16 protein-coding genes are annotated in these 17,154 nt (G+C 67.9%); 6 read left to right on the top strand and 10 right to left on the bottom strand.

The window, feature by feature from the left end; all coding sequences use genetic code 11:
• Positions 1–76 precede the first annotated feature (76 nt).
• A complete protein-coding gene (locus K7W42_RS00705; RefSeq protein ID WP_157458311.1) occupies positions 77–457 on the top strand; it encodes a S1 RNA-binding domain-containing protein in 381 nt (126 codons plus the stop codon).
• 261 nt (positions 458–718) lie between these two features.
• On the top strand, positions 719–2,029 hold the full coding sequence (locus K7W42_RS00700) for a S1C family serine protease (protein WP_224571473.1): 1,311 nt from the start codon (positions 719–721) through the stop codon (positions 2,027–2,029).
• Positions 2,030–2,081: 52 nt separating this feature from the next.
• Here K7W42_RS00700 and K7W42_RS00695 read toward each other — a convergent pair whose 3' ends face one another.
• The 9 genes from K7W42_RS00695 to K7W42_RS00655 form a co-directional block, all read right to left on the bottom strand.
• On the bottom strand, positions 2,082–2,363 hold the full coding sequence (locus K7W42_RS00695) for a hypothetical protein (protein ID WP_224571472.1): 282 nt from the start codon (positions 2,361–2,363) through the stop codon (positions 2,082–2,084).
• Between the two features lie 30 nt (positions 2,364–2,393).
• Positions 2,394–3,197 (bottom strand): [LysW]-aminoadipate kinase, encoded by an 804-nt coding sequence (locus K7W42_RS00690; protein WP_224571471.1) that lies wholly within the window; start codon positions 3,195–3,197, stop codon positions 2,394–2,396.
• Positions 3,198–3,253: 56 nt separating this feature from the next.
• Positions 3,254–3,550 carry a DUF1294 domain-containing protein gene (locus K7W42_RS00685; protein WP_224571953.1) on the bottom strand — a complete coding sequence of 99 codons (297 nt, stop codon included), beginning with the start codon at positions 3,548–3,550 and terminating at the stop codon, positions 3,254–3,256.
• A gap of 151 nt (positions 3,551–3,701) precedes the next feature.
• The gene (gene ispH, locus K7W42_RS00680) at positions 3,702–4,697 is read right to left on the bottom strand and encodes a 4-hydroxy-3-methylbut-2-enyl diphosphate reductase (protein WP_224571470.1); all 996 of its coding nucleotides are present in this window, start codon (positions 4,695–4,697) and stop codon (positions 3,702–3,704) included.
• Between the two features lie 74 nt (positions 4,698–4,771).
• Positions 4,772–6,226 (bottom strand): phospholipase D-like domain-containing protein, encoded by a 1,455-nt coding sequence (locus K7W42_RS00675; protein ID WP_224571469.1) that lies wholly within the window; start codon positions 6,224–6,226, stop codon positions 4,772–4,774.
• 294 nt (positions 6,227–6,520) lie between these two features.
• The gene (locus tag K7W42_RS00670) at positions 6,521–8,194 is read right to left on the bottom strand and encodes a glycerol-3-phosphate acyltransferase (protein ID WP_224571468.1); all 1,674 of its coding nucleotides are present in this window, start codon (positions 8,192–8,194) and stop codon (positions 6,521–6,523) included.
• Between the two features lie 297 nt (positions 8,195–8,491).
• The gene (locus tag K7W42_RS00665; protein ID WP_224571467.1) at positions 8,492–9,208 is read right to left on the bottom strand and encodes a DUF4388 domain-containing protein; all 717 of its coding nucleotides are present in this window, start codon (positions 9,206–9,208) and stop codon (positions 8,492–8,494) included.
• Between the two features lie 58 nt (positions 9,209–9,266).
• Positions 9,267–10,673, bottom strand: coding sequence for an NAD(P)H-hydrate dehydratase (locus tag K7W42_RS00660; RefSeq protein ID WP_224571950.1), 1,407 nt, complete (start codon positions 10,671–10,673; stop codon positions 9,267–9,269).
• Positions 10,674–10,762: 89 nt separating this feature from the next.
• Positions 10,763–11,587 carry a tetratricopeptide repeat protein gene (locus K7W42_RS00655; protein ID WP_224571466.1) on the bottom strand — a complete coding sequence of 275 codons (825 nt, stop codon included), beginning with the start codon at positions 11,585–11,587 and terminating at the stop codon, positions 10,763–10,765.
• A gap of 77 nt (positions 11,588–11,664) precedes the next feature.
• Between K7W42_RS00655 and rsmA the strand changes: the two genes are divergently transcribed.
• The 4 genes from rsmA to K7W42_RS00635 all read left to right on the top strand — a co-directional run bounded on the left by rsmA (position 11,665) and on the right by K7W42_RS00635 (position 16,340).
• The gene (gene rsmA, locus K7W42_RS00650) at positions 11,665–12,600 is read left to right on the top strand and encodes a 16S rRNA (adenine(1518)-N(6)/adenine(1519)-N(6))-dimethyltransferase RsmA (protein ID WP_224571465.1); all 936 of its coding nucleotides are present in this window, start codon (positions 11,665–11,667) and stop codon (positions 12,598–12,600) included.
• A 69-nt stretch (positions 12,601–12,669) separates the two neighbouring features.
• Positions 12,670–13,674 (top strand): carbohydrate kinase family protein, encoded by a 1,005-nt coding sequence (locus K7W42_RS00645; RefSeq protein ID WP_224571464.1) that lies wholly within the window; start codon positions 12,670–12,672, stop codon positions 13,672–13,674.
• Between the two features lie 475 nt (positions 13,675–14,149).
• Positions 14,150–15,697: a gamma-glutamyltransferase family protein gene (locus tag K7W42_RS00640; protein WP_224571948.1), complete on the top strand. Its 1,548-nt coding sequence runs from the start codon at positions 14,150–14,152 to the stop codon at positions 15,695–15,697.
• 301 nt (positions 15,698–15,998) lie between these two features.
• Positions 15,999–16,340, top strand: a complete 342-nt coding sequence (locus K7W42_RS00635) for a hypothetical protein (protein ID WP_224571463.1) — start codon at positions 15,999–16,001, stop codon at positions 16,338–16,340.
• Here K7W42_RS00635 and K7W42_RS00630 read toward each other — a convergent pair.
• On the bottom strand, positions 16,321–17,061 hold the full coding sequence (locus K7W42_RS00630) for a class I SAM-dependent methyltransferase (protein WP_224571462.1): 741 nt from the start codon (positions 17,059–17,061) through the stop codon (positions 16,321–16,323). The genes K7W42_RS00635 and K7W42_RS00630 overlap by 20 nt on opposite strands.
• Positions 17,062–17,154: the final 93 nt, after the last annotated feature.

Here is a 17,154-nt window from a genome sequence, read left to right as displayed (position 1 = left end):
CTTCATTCTCAGGAACTGCGCACGGGGGGCGGGGGATGGTGTACCATGAGTTCCATGCTTTTTAAGGAGACCTCCTTTGGTGCAGCTTGATTCCGGCGCGGTCGCGGAGGGCCGCGTCACGCGCGTGACGGATTTCGGCGCGTTTATCCAGTTCGAGAACGGTGAGACGGGCCTGGTCCATATCTCACAAATCGCGCACTCCTTTGTGCGGAACATCCACGATCACGTCCGCGAGGGCGAGAACGTGGAAGTTAAGGTGCTGGGCCGCGACGAGCGTGGCCGCCTGGACCTGTCCATCAAGGAGCTGCTGGAAGAACCCGAGGAGGTGCCCCGCCCCCGCGCCATCGGCCGGCAAAGCCCTCAGTTCGAGGCCAAGCTGCGCTCCTTTATGCGCGACGCCAAAGAGCGCACCACGGGTGGCGGCGGCAAGAAACCTGCCACCAAGCGCAAGAAGTAACTTTGCCCGGAAGGGAATTGCTTTCAAAGGCGATTCACTTCGGGTCAAAACTGGCTGACTGGCCTGGCGCTGACCTCTCAGCGTGCGGCTGGTCTCACCATCTGACCAACAGCAGCCAGTCTTCCAACAGGGCCTCGCTCCTTACCAGGGCGAGGTCTTTTCACTGTTTGTATTGATGCCTGGTCTTGAGCGCAGCTTAAGCCGTGGTGATGCGCCCTGCGTTTTAACACTGGCGTAACCCCCAGGCAGCAGAGTCTGGCTATGAACCGCACCCTGTCCCTTCTGGCCCTGACTGGCAGTCTCACCGTGGGCGCTCTGGTGGGCTATGACATCCGTGACCGCGCGCTGAATCAGGGGGCGCCGGCCGTCACCTCAGCTCAGGCTCCCGCCCCTACAGCCACCTCTGGCGAGATGGTGACGGCGCTGGCCACCACGCCAGCGGCCGAGACCCGCGCCCGCACCGAATCCGAAGCGAACACCGTGCAAGTGGTCAAGGCGCGCCAGGACGGCCTGGTCTATATCAGCGTGACCGAGAGCGACACGGGCAGCGCCCAGGCCCAGCTGCGCGAGCGGCTTCAGCAGCAGCTGCCCTTTGACTTCGGCCTGCCCGACGACGACGAGGGGGGACAGGCCCAGACCGGCACTGGCAGCGGCTTTTTCGTCACGAGCAGCGGCGACATCATCACGAACAATCATGTCGTGGAGGGCGCCAGTGAGATCACGGTGCGCCTGCACGGCAGCACCAAGACCTACCCGGCCAAGGTGGTGGCCCGCGCCCCCGACTTTGACCTGGCCCTGATTCGTGCCGAGGGGCTGCCGCAGGGCGCCGCAAAAGCCATTCCGCTGGGTGACAGCGAAGGGCTGGATGTGGGCCTCAAGGCCATTGCGATGGGTGCGCCGTTTGGTCTGGATTTCAGCGTCTCTGAGGGCATTATCAGCAGCCTGGAACGCACGGTGCGGGTGGGCACGAAAGGCGTCGAGCAGTCGGTGATTCAGACCGACGCCGCCATCAACCCCGGCAACAGCGGCGGCCCGCTGCTCAACAGTGCCGGGCAGGTGATCGGCGTGAACACCCAGATTCTGACAGGTGGGATCGGCCAGAGTGCGGGGGTGGGCTTCGCCATTCCGGTGAATACGGTCAAGAAGCTGCTGCCCCAGTTGCAGGCCGGGAAGGGCGGCCACGACGCCGTGATTCAGACGCCCAGTCTGGGCATTCAGTTTGCCCCCGTGGCTTCCCTGACCGATGAGCAGCGCGAGCAGGCCAAGCTGCCCGAGCAGGGGGCGCTGGTGGCGCAGGTGTACCCTGGCAGCCCAGCAGCGGCGGCGGGTCTGCGCGGCAGCACCGTGACCACTGGGCCAAACGGCCAGCGCACCGCCGCCAACGACGGCGACGTGATTGTCGCCGTGGACGGCCAGCCTCTGACCGACGCGGGCGACCTGCCGCGCACGGTTATCAACAAGCAGATTGGCGACACCGTGACGCTGACGGTGCAGCGTGCAGGCCAGACGCGCGAGGTGAAGGTGAAGCTGGCCGCCTTTGACCTGGCGGCCGCCCAGAACCGGCAGCCTTAACCCGGTAACGCCAAGGGGCCCAGACACTCTGCGCTGGGCCTTTGGCCTGCCGCTAGCCGAACAGCGGTCCCAGGTCGGTCATCAGACCAGTCGGCTCGGCAGGGGTAAAGGTATAGGAGCCGAACACGTTCAGAAACTCCTCGGGACTGAGGTGCCGGGTCTGCCCGCTGGGGCCTGTGGCCTGCACCGTTTCGCCGCGCACGGTCAGGCGGTAGTCGCCCAGTTCGCGCACGGTGGCTTTCTTGCCGCGACCGGCCCGCAGCAGGGCGGTGACGCGGTATTCCCGGCCACCCCGGACCGTCAGAAAGTGCAGCAGTTCAGGGGCGCTGGGCATCGGCGCGCAAGCATAGCACCCGCCTTCACGCTAGGACACCACCGTGCCCGCGCCGTTCAGGGCGGCGGTGATGGGCTGGCCCGCGCGGGCATCCCCGAAGATGACGCGGCGGACCCCACCCTGCACGGCCTCAGCGGCCCCCAGCACCTTCTTTTTCATGCGGTCCTGCGCAAAGTCCAGGTACTGTTCCACGTCATTCGCTGGAATCTGGCGAATCAGGCTGCTCTCGTCGGGGTAGGCGCGCAGCAGCCCCGGAACATTAGAGAGCAGCAGCAGGGCGTCGGCTTTCAGGGCCACGGCCAGGGCGGCGGCGGCGCGGTCGCCGTCCACGTTGATGGCCACGCCGTCGTAGGAGCTGGCGGGCGGCGTCAGCACCGGCAGGTATCCCGCGCCCAGCAGCAAGTCCAAGAGGCCCGTGTTCACCCGCTCCACGGTGCCGGTGTGGTCGCCGCGCAGCACCTTCACCTTGCCATTTTCCACGGCCCGCACGCTGTCTTTGTGCCGGCCTTCAAAGATGCGGCCGTCCAGCCCCGACAGGCCCACCGCGTTCACGCCCAGGCGCTGCAGGCGCTCCACGATGCCCTTATTCATCTTGCCGCAGTACACCATCTCAAAGATTTCCAGCGTCTGGCGGTCGGTGAAGCGGCTGGTGTAGCCGCTGGGACTGATCACAAACCGGGGCGGGTGCCCCAGCGCCTCGGCCACCCGGTTGGTCTCGCCGCTGCCGCCATGAACCAGAATCAGGCGCTCGCCTGCTCGCCAGCGTCCGGCCAGGTCGGCACACACGGCGTCGTAATCAATTCCGGCGCTTCCGCCGACTTTCACCACAATCATGCCAAAGATCTTAGCGCATGAAAGAAAATATGGCTAACTGGATAGCGTTTGATAGACTAGAGAACCTGAAGGATGCCCAGGACAAGCCAGGCGATCAGCCAGAGGCTGGCGGAACGACGAAAAACGCGCTGGTAGACCTTCTTGCGCGTTTTGTGCCGCAGCGTCACCTGCGCCAGGCCTGACCCCAGCCAGCCGCCCCAGGCTTCCAGGCGGTGCAGCTGCGCTTCTGGGATTCTGGTTCGGCGTTCCTGGGCCAGCCGCTTATCACGCCACATGGCCACAAAAGCCACCAGGCCCCACACCACCTGCCACACCACGAACAGGCGGAAGGCGAAGCCCAAGGCGTCCTGCACGGTCAAGGGCGCCTCCTCAGACCAGTTCCGAAGAACTCCGCCACCTGTGACGGCGTTTTTTCGACCGGAGAGAGGAAAGAGGACGGATTTCCGGGTACTGGAGGAACATTAGGTGCCCTCCCAGAGATTGCGGAAATGGACGAAATCCGTCTCACTGCATGGTGCGCGGCAGCGGCTGTGTGGGCAGCATCTTCTTCGGCTCACGGAATTCGATGTTTTCCCACTCACCTTCTTCAATGACTTCCAGCGCCGGGTTGAGTGCGCGGAAGTGCGCTACCACCGCCTGCACGAGGTCGTCGGGGGTGCTGGCGGCGCTCGTAATGCCCACCGAGCGCACACCTGCAAAGTCCAGTCCGGCCAGGTCGGCGGCTGTTTCCAGGCGCTCGGCCCGGCCACAGGTCTCGGCGGCTAGTTCCAGCAGGCGCATGCCGTTGCTGGAATGGGTGCTGGTGAGCACCAGAAACATGTCCACCTGCGGGGCAATCGCCTTGACCGCGTCCTGGCGGTTCTTGGTGGCGTAGCACAGGTCCTCGCTGGGGGGCACCACCAACGCTGGAAAGCGCCCGCGCAGCACGTCGACCGTGCGGCGGGTGTCGTCCACGCTGAGGGTCGTCTGGGTCAGCACCACCAGGCGCTCTGGGTCGGGCACCTCGACGGTGTGGGGGTCGTGCAGGCCTTCGCCACGTTTGCCCAGCACGCCCACCAGAATGGTGTGCTCTGGGGCCTCGCCGCGCGTGCCGATCACTTCCTGATGCTGGGCGCTGTCGCCGATCAGCAAGATGGTGTACCCCTCACGGGCGTATTTCTTGGCCTCGGTGTGCACCTTGGTCACCAGAGGACAGGTGGCGTCAATGGTGGCCAGCCCCAGCGCCCGCGCCCGCTCGCGCACCGCCGGGCTGATGCCGTGGGCGCTGAACACTACCGTTTCGCCGCCCTGGGGTAGGGCGTCCACCCCGTCCAGGTCCTCGACAAAATGCACGTTGTAGCCGGCCTGAAGCCGCTCTACGACCGTGTGGTTGTGCACGATGGAATGGTAGACCGTCACCGGCCGGGCCTCGGTCTGGGCCGCCTTTTCCACCGCCTGAATCGCCATGACCACGCCCGCGCAAAAGCCGCGGGGTTTGGCCAGATGCAGCCGCTCAACCATGTCTGACCGCCTGCCTCTGACCAGCGCTTTTCTCCACAACCCTCATGCCGGACAGTGTAGTGCGCGCCCCAGGCTCAGAAGGTGGTGCCCGGCGCCTGCCAGCGCTCGGGGGGAATGGGCCGGCTGCCGGTGAGCCACGCCTGCTCGAAACTGGCCTGCTGCCCAGCCACCGCCGCCGGGTCGCTCGTCGCCAGCGCGGCCTCGGCCAGGCCCAGCGTGCCCCAGGCGCTGAAATGAAAGTTCATGCTGCCCACTAGGGTCATGCTGCCGTCCACGGTCATGGCCTTGGTGTGCATGGGAAAGGTGGAGTAGCGCGCCTGGAGCCGGTCTGCCGGAACGCTGCGCCGGGCCATTTCCCGGCGCAGCAGCGCCACCCCGGAGCGGTTAGCGGCGGCGCCCACGCCGTAATCCACGACCAAGAGCCGCACCTGCACGCCACGGTCCAGCGCGTTCAGCACCGCCCAGAAATACACGGGCAAGGCCTCCGTCACGCAGCCTTCGGGGTGCAGGTAGGCGTACCAGCAGGCGAGGTCGGTGCCAAAATCCGACTGCATCAGGTCGAGGCTGGTCTGAGCGGCCCCCAGCAGGGCCAGGTGGGCCTCGTCGGCCAGGTTTTCTCCGCCGGGGCGGCGGTAGAGCACGAAGGCGCGGGCGTCCCCGGTCCGTGTCGGCTCGGTTGCCGGGGCAGGGTGGCTGGGCGCTGGGGCGGGGCCAAGCGTGCAGCGCCGCCGGACCTCGGCGGGGGTTACGTTGTCAGGGCACACGAGCGCCAGGCTGTGCCGCTGAAGATCGTCGAAGGCCGCCACACCCGCCTGCGCCACAGGCCCGCGCAGGTGCAGCCCCAGGTCGTGCAGGCCCCAGCCGCCGGGAGCGCCCACCGGCAGATGCCAGTTCGTCAGGTTAAAGCCGGCCACGGTCAGGTCCTGGCCGTCGATCACCTGCAACTTGACGTGGCTGTGGGGAAAAGAGGCAAAGCGCAGCAGAGTGAGTGCCCAGCCGATCTGCGGGTCGCTGAGGGGCACGCCCGCCGTCCTGAGATCTTGCATCAGGGCCAGAATCTGATCGGTGCCGTCCGGGCGCGACAGTTGGGGGTAATTGCCCAGGAGCAGGCGAACTGTCATGCCGTGCGGGTACGCCGCCGGGTTGGCCCTCACCCACGCGTAAAGCCGGGCCACCGCCTGCGCCACCGTCCAGCCGGGCGTTCCTGGGCCGCTGTCCCACTGCATGTTGGTCAGCAGCACCTCTGAGCGGGCGGCCTCGATCTGCTCGGCCAGGCCAGCAAAAGCGTCCTGGGGGGTGTCCAGACTTTGCGGCGTGCGGAGATAGCCGATGAAGGCGTTGCCGCAGGACACGTCACTGCCGCCCTGCGCGCGCACCACCGCCCACACAGCCCGTTCCAGGGGGTCTGTGGGCTCGGCACAGGCGTCTGCGGGCCAGTTGATGGCCACGGGCGGCCGGGCCGGACCCAGCCACAGGGGGAGCGGCGCCGCTCCCGCCCCGGCCACCACCCACAGCACTGCCAGAGACACCAACCACCTCATTCTCGCGCAGCCTAGAGGGTTGGGAGAGCCCGGCCGCCCAGAGTGCCTGACGGGACCTTTAGAGATGGGCCGTGCAGGTGAAGGCCAAGGGAATGCGGAGTGGAGCTCACCAGACCCGGAGGAGCAGGTGGCGAGCTGCTCCAACCCGCCTCAAGCTGGTCTTGCCTCAGTGAGAGGTAGGTTGCAGCGTTGATCTAAAAGATTAGATGACACCGCGCCGCCTCGTCATAGGACAGCTGGAAGCGATCAAGCCCGTTCGGGCTCTCCCGATCTGCTGTGCCTTTACTCCACGACCTGAAAGCCCAGTTTGTCCGCCTGCTCCACAAAGAAATTGATGTTCTCGCTCAGGGTCTGCGGTCCCAGGCTCTTGCGCCAGTGCTCCCCCGTGGCGGCAATAATCAGGGTCTCGGCCAGGCAGGCCGGCACCTGCCCCTCACCGAATTGCAGGTCGATGTTGCTGGTCATGCCGCCGGGGGGGCGCACCACGCCGCCGGGGATAACGCGCACGCCAGGAACGGCCTGCACGCTTTCGTGGGCATCGGCGGGGCGGCCCTCATCGAAAATCCAGGCGCCCGGCTTGACATGCGGCGGGAAAATTACGGGGTTGGGGTCGCTGGTGGCCGTAAAGATCAGGTCGGCTTCTTTCAGGGTGTCGTAACTCGTGGTAGTGACAATCTCGGTGGTTTTGGCGGCGCGGCGCAGGGTGGCGGCGCTGCGTTCCAGGCGCTCCGGGTCGCGGCCAATCATGATCAGTTTGCCCACCTGCGGGGCAATGGTGCGGGCAATTCCAAACGCCACCACGCCGTTGGCGCCCACCACGCCGGCCGTCGCCTGTTTCAGGTCGCGGCCCTGGGCGGCAAAGTGCTCCAGAATGCCCGGAATGGCGGCCTTGATGGTCCCCGAGGTGTAGGCGCCGCCGTTGGTGATCGTGATGTCCGGCACCGCCGCCTGCACGTCCACGCCCTTGTTGCCCACCACGGACCAGAACGCGCCCAGGCCAAAGACCTCGGCACCCAGTTCCTGGGCCAGCCGCGCGCCCTCAATGGCGCGGCGGGTGGCCAGCTCCGGCTGATCCCGGAAGACATCGGGCAGCAGGGGGCTGGACAGCAGATAACAGCGGATGCTCTTGCCGTCCACGGTGCGGATGCCGTGCAGTTCGCCCACTTTCATGGGGCGTAGGCTCTCGGCAAGCTGCCGCACGCCCTTTTCGCTGATGACCCCGCGCTCCACCAGCGGCCGCAGCCAGGCGAAGCGGCGCGCACTCCAGAAGTTTTCCAGCGTCATGGGGTGAATCATGAAGGCGGCCACCACCTCGTCGCTGCGGCGGCCTGCCAGCGGCACCGGGTCGCCTAGTCGCGGCTCGGTGCCGTCCAGCAGTCGGCCCAGATTCTCCTTGAAGCGCCAGGTGGCGGCCACCAGCAGGGCCAGGGCGCCCAGCTTGGCGGCCGGGTCCAAGTTCAGGGTTGCGGCGGCCAGGGTAAAGGTCAGCAGGCCGGCCAGGGTCGCGGCGCTAACGTAGCCCCAGAACCCGGCCACCCCCGCATACACCATGACCGGCAGCGTGGCGGCCCACAGCGGGACGGCCCCAGTCACCGCCAATGCCGCCAGAACGCCCAGCAGCAGCATGTTGCCCCGGCCACGCGGGGGGTTCGGCCCGTACAGCAGGCGCGGCGGGTTCAGGTGGCCCAAGTAGGCGGCCAGCGCCGCCAGCACACTGACCTCGGGCGTCCCCAGGCTGGAGGCCATCAGGACGGCCAGAAAGCCCTTGCCCGCGTCCAGCAGAGCGCCCAGGGCACTCAGGCGCACGCCGACGCGGTGCAGCACATTGTCCACCCCTAAGTTGTGGGCATTGGTCACGCGGACATTGACCCCGGCGCGCGACAGCACGGCGCTCCCCACAGGTACGCTGCCCACCAGAAACGCCACGAGCAGGAGCAGGGCTGACAGAAAGACCATTGGGGCATTGTAGGCCAGCGCCTGCCTGGAGACGGGAACCGTCAGACCAAAGCAAGCGCCGGGGGCCAGAGACTGGGTGAGGGCCGACTTGTAGAGGGGTGGCGCTGTACCTGATGGGCGCCGCTGCGGGTAATTCGCTGCCGAGGCTCTAGAGGGGACTGGTGACTGAAAGTGCGTCAGGCCTGACCTAAAGACTGAAAACACGGGAAACGCTCTCTAGAACGCCTGGTCAGCTCATTCCTATGTTGGGCGCGGTTGCTGATGTCGGTGCCGCCCTCATAGCCCAGCGCCAACCTCTTAAGTCGTTGCGTTTTTCAGGTGCTGGGTTTCCCACACGAGGTCGCGCAGCACCCAGCCGCTGCCGGGAAAACGCAGGCCCAGGCGCAACTCGCCCAGCAGGTAATCGCGCACATCGGCCAGCGGCGTGCCCTGATCCACAGCCTCGCCCAGGGTGCGTTCGCCGTCCAGCATGCGGGCGACGGGGTGCAGGGCGGCGCGCTGCTTGGTGGGCTGCAGCTTCAGGCGTTGCCACTCGAAGCGGTTCTGGGGCTGCAAAGTGCCGCCCTGCACCGCCTGCGACACCGTCTGCGCGACCTGAAACAGCGGCAACTCGGCTGAGGCGGCGGCAGCGCGCACGGAGCGGCCCCCCGGCAGGTCGAACAGCGGCACGCGGCCTTCAAAAACCTGGCTGGGGCTGCCAATCACCTGGCACACCTGAATCCACTCGTCACTCAGGCGCGCCCAGTCGGTCGAGAAGTGGCCGTAGGGCCCCAGCGGCGCGCCCGTGACAGCACGCGGCTCGAACATGAACATTCCAGCGTCCACCAGCAGGGGGCAGGCCTGCACGGCCTCGGTGCCCAGCCAGTCCAGAATGCCGCCTGACACAATCTCGCCGCCCACAAAGGCCACCGTGAACGGCACGTCGGCCTGTACCTCCAGCACGCCAGTCTGACGCGTCGTATGAATCAGCTCCAGAACACCCAGAAGCGGAACGTCGCTCAGAAGACCTTGCATGAGTGCCCGCACGCTACCACCTTTCGGTCAGGGAAAGTGGAGTTGACCAGTGGGCGGCTCAGGTCCCCCCGCCAGTGGCCCCAGCAGCGGCCTGCAGATCGTGCCACGCGCCGCCCAGTTCGGCCGCCACATCAGAGGCGCTCAGGCCGTACCCGAAGGCCCGCGCGGCCCGCTCACCAGCGCGGGCGTGCAGGCGCACCCCACTGCGCGCGGCGTCTTCCGGGGACAGGCCCTGGCCCAGCAGCGCCGCCAGGATCCCAGACAGCGTGTCGCCCATGCCCGCGCTGGCCATGCCGGGATGCCCGCCGCGCGACACGCTCAGGCCACCTGGCGCCGCCACCACGCTGGGGCCGCCCTTCAGAACCACCACCCCGCCCAGCTGCGTCTGTAACGCGCGGGCGGCACTCAGGGGGTCCCGGGTGACTTCGGCCGCCGTGTTCCCCAGCAGCCGCGCCGCCTCGCCGGGGTGTGGGGTCCAGACGCAGCGGTCATGGCCGCTGCCAGCGAGTTCCGGCTGTAAGGCGTCAGCATCCAGGACCGTCGGTAATCCCCAGCGCAAGACGCGGCGGGCGTGGTCGGCGCCGTCCGGGCCCAGGCCCATACCCAGGGCCACCGCGTCGGGGCGCCCATTGGCGGAGACGCCGTCCAGAAACGCCCCCAGGTCGCTGTGCCGGCGAACCATCAGTTCGGGGTGCAGCAGCGGCACCTCGGCCCCCGAGTGCAGGGTCACCAGCCCCGCACCCGTGCGCAGGGCGCCCCAGCCCGCCAGCACGGGGGCGCCGGCCGTGCCAGGGTGGCCACCCACCACCCACACCCGCCCGGCGGTGCCTTTGTGGGCGCCTGCCGCCCGCACCGGTAAACACGCGCCCAGGTCGGCGTCGTAGGGGCGCTGGGCCACCGCTTCTGCCGTGCCCCACGCAGGTGGCAGCCGCAGGGGGGCCAGTACCACCCGGCCCGCCCGTTCGGCGGCAGGGCCAAACAGCAGGGCGGGTTTCAGGCCGCTGAAAGTCACGGTCAGGTCGGCCTGCACGCTGGGGCCAGCCTCGGCCACGGCAGCGTCCAGGCCGCTGGGCAGGTCCAGGCTGACCACAGCCAGGCCGCGCGCGCGGGCCGCATTGACCGCCGCCACGACCTCTGCCAGCGCAGGGCGCAGCGGCGGCTGAAATCCGGTGCCCAGCAGGCCGTCCACCAGCACGCCCGCGTCCCGGCTGCGGCGGGCCACGGCAGCGGGCGTCAGGGCCAAGGTCTGGCCCCCCACGGCCCGCCAGCGGGCCCGGTTGCGGCGGGTCAGGGGGTGGCGGGCCGGGAGGGCCAGCACGGTGGCCCCCACGCCCAGGCTCAGCAGGTGGCGGGCGGCCACAAAGGCGTCGCCGCCGTTGGCCCCGCCGCCGGCCAGCAGCAGCGTCACCTGGCCAGGAAAGGCGTGCGTCAGCTCATCGGCCGCCGCGCGCCCGGCCTCTTCCATCGCCAGGTCCAGCAGGTCCGCGTGGGCCAGGCGCTCGTCAAGGCGCCGCACCCCGTCCGGCGTCAGGACCGCCTCGGGGCCGGGCACGCCTAGCCGCCGCCGCGCAGCGCCAGAAAGATGATCAGAGCCAGCACGCCCAGCACGACCCAGCGCATGTTCTTCATCACCGGGTTGGTCGCAAAGCGCTCTTTCATCTCGGCGTCGGTGTCGTCCTTGGAGCGTTTCATGGCCAGGCGCTGCCCCTGGCGAATGCTTTTCACGCCTTCGGCCACCCGGCCCTGACGGCGCAGCGCCACGCCCAGGTTGTGGTGCCCGCCGTCGTACTCGGGGTCAATACGCAGCACCTCGCGGTAGATCGCCTCGGCCTGGGCAAAGCGTCCGGCTTCCATGTCGAGGTTGCCCAGGTTGGTCAGGGCGCGGTAGTGACCGGGGTCAGCCACGCGGGCGTCGTCCAGCACGCGCCGGGCGTCTGCCTCTTCGCCGCGCACCGCGTACAGGACCCCCTGCATGTTCAGCGCCTCGGCGCGGGTCAGTGGCAGGGCCAGCGCCCCGGCCAGGGCCGCTTGCAGGGCCACCGGGTCGGTTTCTTTCTGTTGGCTGTCCAGGGCCAGCAGCGCCGCGCCCAGGGCGTCCGGCGGCACCTGCCCGGCCAGGCTACCCAGCAGCGGGTGTGCCGCCGCGCCCTCGGTCAGGGCCTGGCGGTACTCGCCCAGGGCCCGCCGGGCCGAGGGGTAGCGCCGCGCCCGCACCGCGTTTTGCAGCGCCAGCAGCGCTTCCAGGGCTTCTTGCACCACCACGGGCTCATTCGCAAACTGCGCGGTGGCCGCTGCCCGGCGCCACTCGCCGGCCGTCACCAGGTCGGCCAGGCTGGGGGTGGGGGCCTGGAGGGCCGTGTCTTGCTCGGCGCGCGTCATGCCTGCCCCCAGCACAGAGAAATGGGCGGGCAGGGAAGGGGACGGGCACGAACAACGCTCACGCGCCGAGTATACTGATGCGTTCTGCGGCCCGCCCCGGCGAGGCCCCCGCGAACCACCCCCTGCCCATGCCCCACCCTGACCCAGATTCTTCCAGCGCGCCCCCACCCGGCGAGCGCGACCTCCGCCTGGCTCCTCTGTATTCGCCCGCCCGCGTGCGCGAACTGCTGACCCGTCACGGCCTGCGGCCCACCAAGAGCCTGGGCCAGAACTTTCTGATTGACGGCAACATCCTGCGCGCCATTGCTGAGGCCGGCGGCGCCGCGCCGGGCGTCCCCGTGCTGGAAATTGGTCCCGGCCTGGGCGTGCTAACCCGCGAAATCGCCACGCGCGGCGCGCAGGTCACGGCCCTGGAAAAAGACGAGCGTCTGCGCCCGGTGCTGGACGAGACGCTGGACGGCCTGAACGTGCACATCGTCTGGGGCGACGCCCTGGACTTTGACTACGCCGCGCTGCCGCCGGGCACCCGCGTGATTGCCAACCTGCCGTACTACATCACCGGGCTGCTGCTGTCGCGCTTCATGCGCGCGCCGGGCATCGTGAGTGCCACGGTCCTGGTGCAAAAAGAGGTGGGGCAGCGCCTGGCCGCGCAGCCAGGGGGTGACAACTACGGCTTCCTGAGTGCCATCGCGGCGCTCTACGGGACCGTGCGCCACGTGCGGGACGTGCCCAAAGGCGCCTTCCTGCCGGCACCCGACGTCACCAGCAGCGTGATTCGGCTGGACTTTGACCGCACCCGCGCGGCCCCCGAGCCTGAATTTCTGACGTTTGTGGAGACTGCTCTGCACCACCGCCGCAAGACCCTGCGCAATAACCTGCGCCTGGCAGGCCTGGCCGGCGAGGCGATTGACGGCGCGCTGGCGGCCTGTGGGCTGCGTCCCGATGTCAGGGCCGAGGACGTGCCGCTGGGTAACTTGCGTGACATGGCCGTCAAACTTGGCGTGGTACGGTAGGCGCACGCGCTCAGCCGCACCACACGCTCTTTCCCAGAACAGGGGCCAGCCCGCGCCCTTGGAGGTTGAATGAAGTTCTATGTCATTGGCGACGTGACCGTCGACCACCTGTATCACCTCGACCGCCTGCCCAAACCGGGCCAGGAGGTCACGCCGACCCAGGCCAGCATGAAGCCGGGCGGCGCAGGCGGCACCATCAGCGTGACGCTGGCCCGCCTGGGTCACACGGTCACCCTGGCGGCCCGCGTGGGTGCTGACCCCTTTGCCGACTACGCCCTGAGCCACGTGCGCGGCAGCGGCGTGCAGGACAGCGCTATTCAGCGTGACCCGCAGTACCTGACCAGCACCATCACGGTGATGCAGACCGCCAGCGGCCAGCGCGCCATGATCAGCGACGGGGCGGCCAACCGCCAGCTGGACCCGGCCCAGCTGAAAACAAAAGACATTGAGGGCTCGGACGCCCTGATTATCAACGCCTACGCCCTGACCGAGGGCCCACAGCGGGCCTACAGCCTGGCCGCGATTGCTGCGGCCAAGGGCGCCAAGACCCCTGTGCCCGTGTTTATTGATCTTGGCACGGGCGCCGTGAACAAGGCCGGGACCTCGCTGCTGAACGACGTGATTGCCGCCGACTACCTGATGCTTAACCAGCACGAGTTGCAGGCACTGACCGGCACCGGGTCCATCAGCGCGGCCCTGGCTGATCTGGGCGCCGCAGGTGCCCAGCGCGTGGTGGTCAAGGTGGGCAAGATGGGCTCGATCACCTGGACCCCCACCGACACCGAACTGGTGGACGCCATTCGCCCTGACGGGCAGGTCGTGGATTCTACGGGCGCGGGCGACACCTTTACCGCCACCTTTGCCCACGCGGTCCTGAACGGCGCGGGGATGTCCGAGGCGGCGCGCGCGGCCAACGCGGCAGGTGCCCTGGCGGCCACAGGGATTGGGGCCCAGGAACGCCCGATCACGCCCGCTGACCTGGCCGACGTGCTGCCGGGTGTGGCCGTTCCTCAAGTGGCCGCGGCCGCGCCAGCGCCAAAAGCGACGCGCACCCGCAAGACGCCTGCCAGCTAAGAGGGTCTAGACACTGCCCGCCCGTCCTGATGACGCGGCGGGCAGTTGTGTTGGTGGGAGCATGTGGTCAGTTAGCGGAGAGGTCTTGTTCCAGCCAGACTGCCTCTCTGGTCAAGGCGCGTAGCGGGACGGTCAGAAGTCGAACGACACTTCAGGCAAGGGGTGGGCCGACCGCCAGAAACCAGGAATGCGACAGGACAGCGGGGTTTTGCTGCTAACTCAAGGGCAAGACGCCTTCTCCAGTTAGACGGGGCCGCCGTCCACGCGCCGCTTCTTCCGAGCTGCCATGGTGCGCCTGACTCTGATCGTGGAGCCAGCGAGGGGCGGTCGTTTCAGTGGCGCCAGCTGACGGAGACACCCGTCTCCCTGTGCTGAGCACCTGGGGTCTCCTTTTTCCCGAACGCGCTAGCCTGCCGCTGTGACCTACACCCCGGACTTTCCCACCGTGCGCCGTCCTGTCTACGCCCGGCGCGGCATGGTGGCCACCAGTCAACCGCTGGCGGCCCAGGCGGGGCTGCGCGTGTTGCAGCAGGGCGGCAACGCCGTGGACGCCGCCATTGCCACCGCCGCCGCGCTGACGGTGGTGGAACCCACCAGCAACGGCATTGGCAGCGACCTGTTCGCCCTGGTGTGGGCAGATGGACAGTTACACGGGTTGAATGCCAGTGGCGCCGCGCCAGCAGCCCTCAGTTTGGACGCTCTACAGGAGCGCCACGGGGGCCAGATGCCGCGCCACGGCTGGACGCCCATCACCGTGCCGGGCGCCGTGCGTGGCTGGGCAGACTTGCACGCGCGGTTTGGCCGGCTGGACTTTGCCGAGGTGCTGGCCCCGGCCACCGAGTACGCCGAGGAGGGCTATCCGCTCTCGCCTGTGCTGGCCAGCAATTGGGCGCGCGCCACGCAGATTTACCGCCGCCTGAACCTCCCTGAATTGGCCGAGTGGTTTCGCACCTTCGCGCCGGATGGCTTCGTGCCTGCTCCCGGCGCCCTGTGGCGCAGCCCGGCCCACGCCCGCACCCTGCGCGCCATTGCCGAAACGCACGGCGCCGCTTTCTACGAGGGCGACCTCGCCGCTCAGCTCGACGCCCACGCCCGCGCAGAGGGGGGGCTGCTGCGTGCCGCCGACCTGGCCGCGCACCGCAGCGAGTGGGTGACGCCCATCCACACCGACTGGGACGGGCACCGCGTCTATGAGATTCCACCCAACGGCCAGGGCATTGCGGCCCTGATTGCCCTGAATGTCCTGCGCGACCTCCCGCTGCCGGGGCGCTGGGACGACCCGGATAGCCTCCACCTGCAAATTGAGGCCATGAAGCGTGGCTTTCTGGACGCCCACCGTTTTGTGGCCGATCCCCGCCAGGTGCCGGTGGATGTGGCGGGCCTGCTGTCGGAAGCCAATGCCCAGGGCCACCGCAGTCAGCTGGGCGAACGAGCCCACGATCCTTCAACCCAAGCTCCCAGCACCGGCGGCACGGTGTACCTGGCCACTGCCGACGAGGCTGGGGGCATGGTCAGCCTTATCCAGAGCAACTACATGGGCTTTGGCAGCGGCGTGGTGGTGCCCGGCACCGGCATTGCCCTGCACAACCGGGGCCACAATTTTCACACCGACCCGGCCCACCCCAACGCCCTGGCGCCGGGCAAGCGGCCCTACCACACGATTATTCCGGGTTTTCTGGGCCGCACGGACGGCACGCCAGTTGGTCCTTTTGGCGTGATGGGCGGCTTTATGCAGCCGCAGGGGCATCTGCAGGTGGTCCTCAATACTGTGCGCTACGGCATGAACCCGCAGCAGGCCCTGGACGCCCCGCGCTGGCAGTGGCTGGACGGCACCCGCATTGAGGTGGAACACGCGCTGGGGGAAAGCCTGACCTGTGAGCTGCTGCGGCGCGGTCACAGCGTCACTGTGCAGCCGGACGCCGGGTCTTTTGGGCGGGGGCAGATGATTCGCCGGCATCCGGAGACCGGGGTGTTAGAAGGCGGCACCGAGAGCCGTACCGACGGCCATATCGCGGTGTGGTGAGCTTGCCGACTCTGGCTGACGAAGGCAACCTCACTTGAAGCTGTGTAGAGGGCGGGGCAGACTGACGGTCATGCGCCGCGCCGTCTGTCTGTTATTTTCTGCCCTGATCTCTGGAGCGTCGGCGGGTGGAATGGACCTCATCACCCGTGATGAAGTGCTGCGCTGGGTACCAGGCAGTTCAGGCATAAGGGTGACGCCGACGGATGACCTCAGTCTCACGCCTTACACGGCCAAACTTCAGGTCACTGTGCGCAGGACGAGGGTTCAGGTTTACCTCACCACGAGTGCTGGGCTGGAGGCTGTGAATTCAAATCTGGACCGCATCGATGGTGTCATGGTCTGGGTCCCGGTTCCTGTGCCGACTGCCGCGCAGAAAGAAGCGGTGGTGAGGGTGGTTCTGACTTATCTGCGGGTCTGCAGCCGTGTTACGCCGGGGCAGGTGGCCCAGATTCAGGGCCTGAGTGGGCAGGACTGGCGGGCCCAGGCGGGGTATCAGGAGCGTTGGATCGGTCCATTCAAGGTCGGCTGGGCGGACGGGGACGGCCTCAATATTGCCGGCAGAGACCGCGTGGGCATGAACGTCAGCTGGCCTGCTGTCCAGAGCCGCTGCACCTTTTCCACGCCTACAGCGCCCTGGTTGTAAAGACCATCACGTCGCTGCTGGCCTCCAGCGGGCCCCCCTGAAACGAACCGCTGACGCGCGGGCTCTCGAATCCAGCAAAGCGCAGCAGCCACTCCACCTCGTAGCGGGTGTAGTAGCGCTGGGTCAGGGTGTAATGGCGCCGACTCAGGGTGCCGTCCGGGGCCGTGGTGTCCACGTGGTATTCGGTGGTGATGTGCTGGCGCGGCTTGTCATGGCGCTGGACCAGAAAGACATCGGTGCGGCGGCCATTCGGCGCGTGAAAGGTTTCGCCCTCGTGACGCACGGTATTCGGTTTGCCGAAGCGCGGCACATACAGGTCGAAGGTAAAGGTGCCGCCCGTCTGCAGATGCGCGTGAATGTTTTCCAGCGCCTGCAACTGCTCGCCCGGCGTGTACAGGTGCATCAGGGCGTTAAAAGGGGCGATCACGGTGGCAAAGCGCGTTTCAAATTTGAAGGTGCGGGCGTCCCCCTGCACAAAACGCACCTTGAGGCCGTCCTGCGCCGCCCGCGCCTCGGCCCGCTCGATCATGCGGGCGCTGGGTTCCAGGCCCACGACATCCGCACCGCGCCGCGCCAGGAACGCGGTGACCCGCCCAGTCCCCGAACCGATTTCCAGCAGTGGCCCCGCTGACCGCTCGGCCACCCGCGCGTAGTAATGCAAGTCGTCGCGGTAGACGTCGTACTGGTGGTCGTACAGGTCAGCGAAATCGTCGTAGTTCACGGCCTGTAGGGTAATACGGAGAGCTTCTGAGAAGTGCTGGGGTCTGGGTTGGGTCTGGTTCACTGGTACGATTCGGCGTTGGCTTATGCTCGC

Origin of the sequence: Deinococcus betulae, from assembly GCF_020166395.1 — a bacterium.
Taxonomy (GTDB): Bacteria; Deinococcota; Deinococci; order Deinococcales; family Deinococcaceae; genus Deinococcus; species Deinococcus betulae.
The sequence above is the reverse complement of the archived record's forward strand: the minus strand, read 5'-3'. Positions and strand labels throughout refer to the sequence as shown.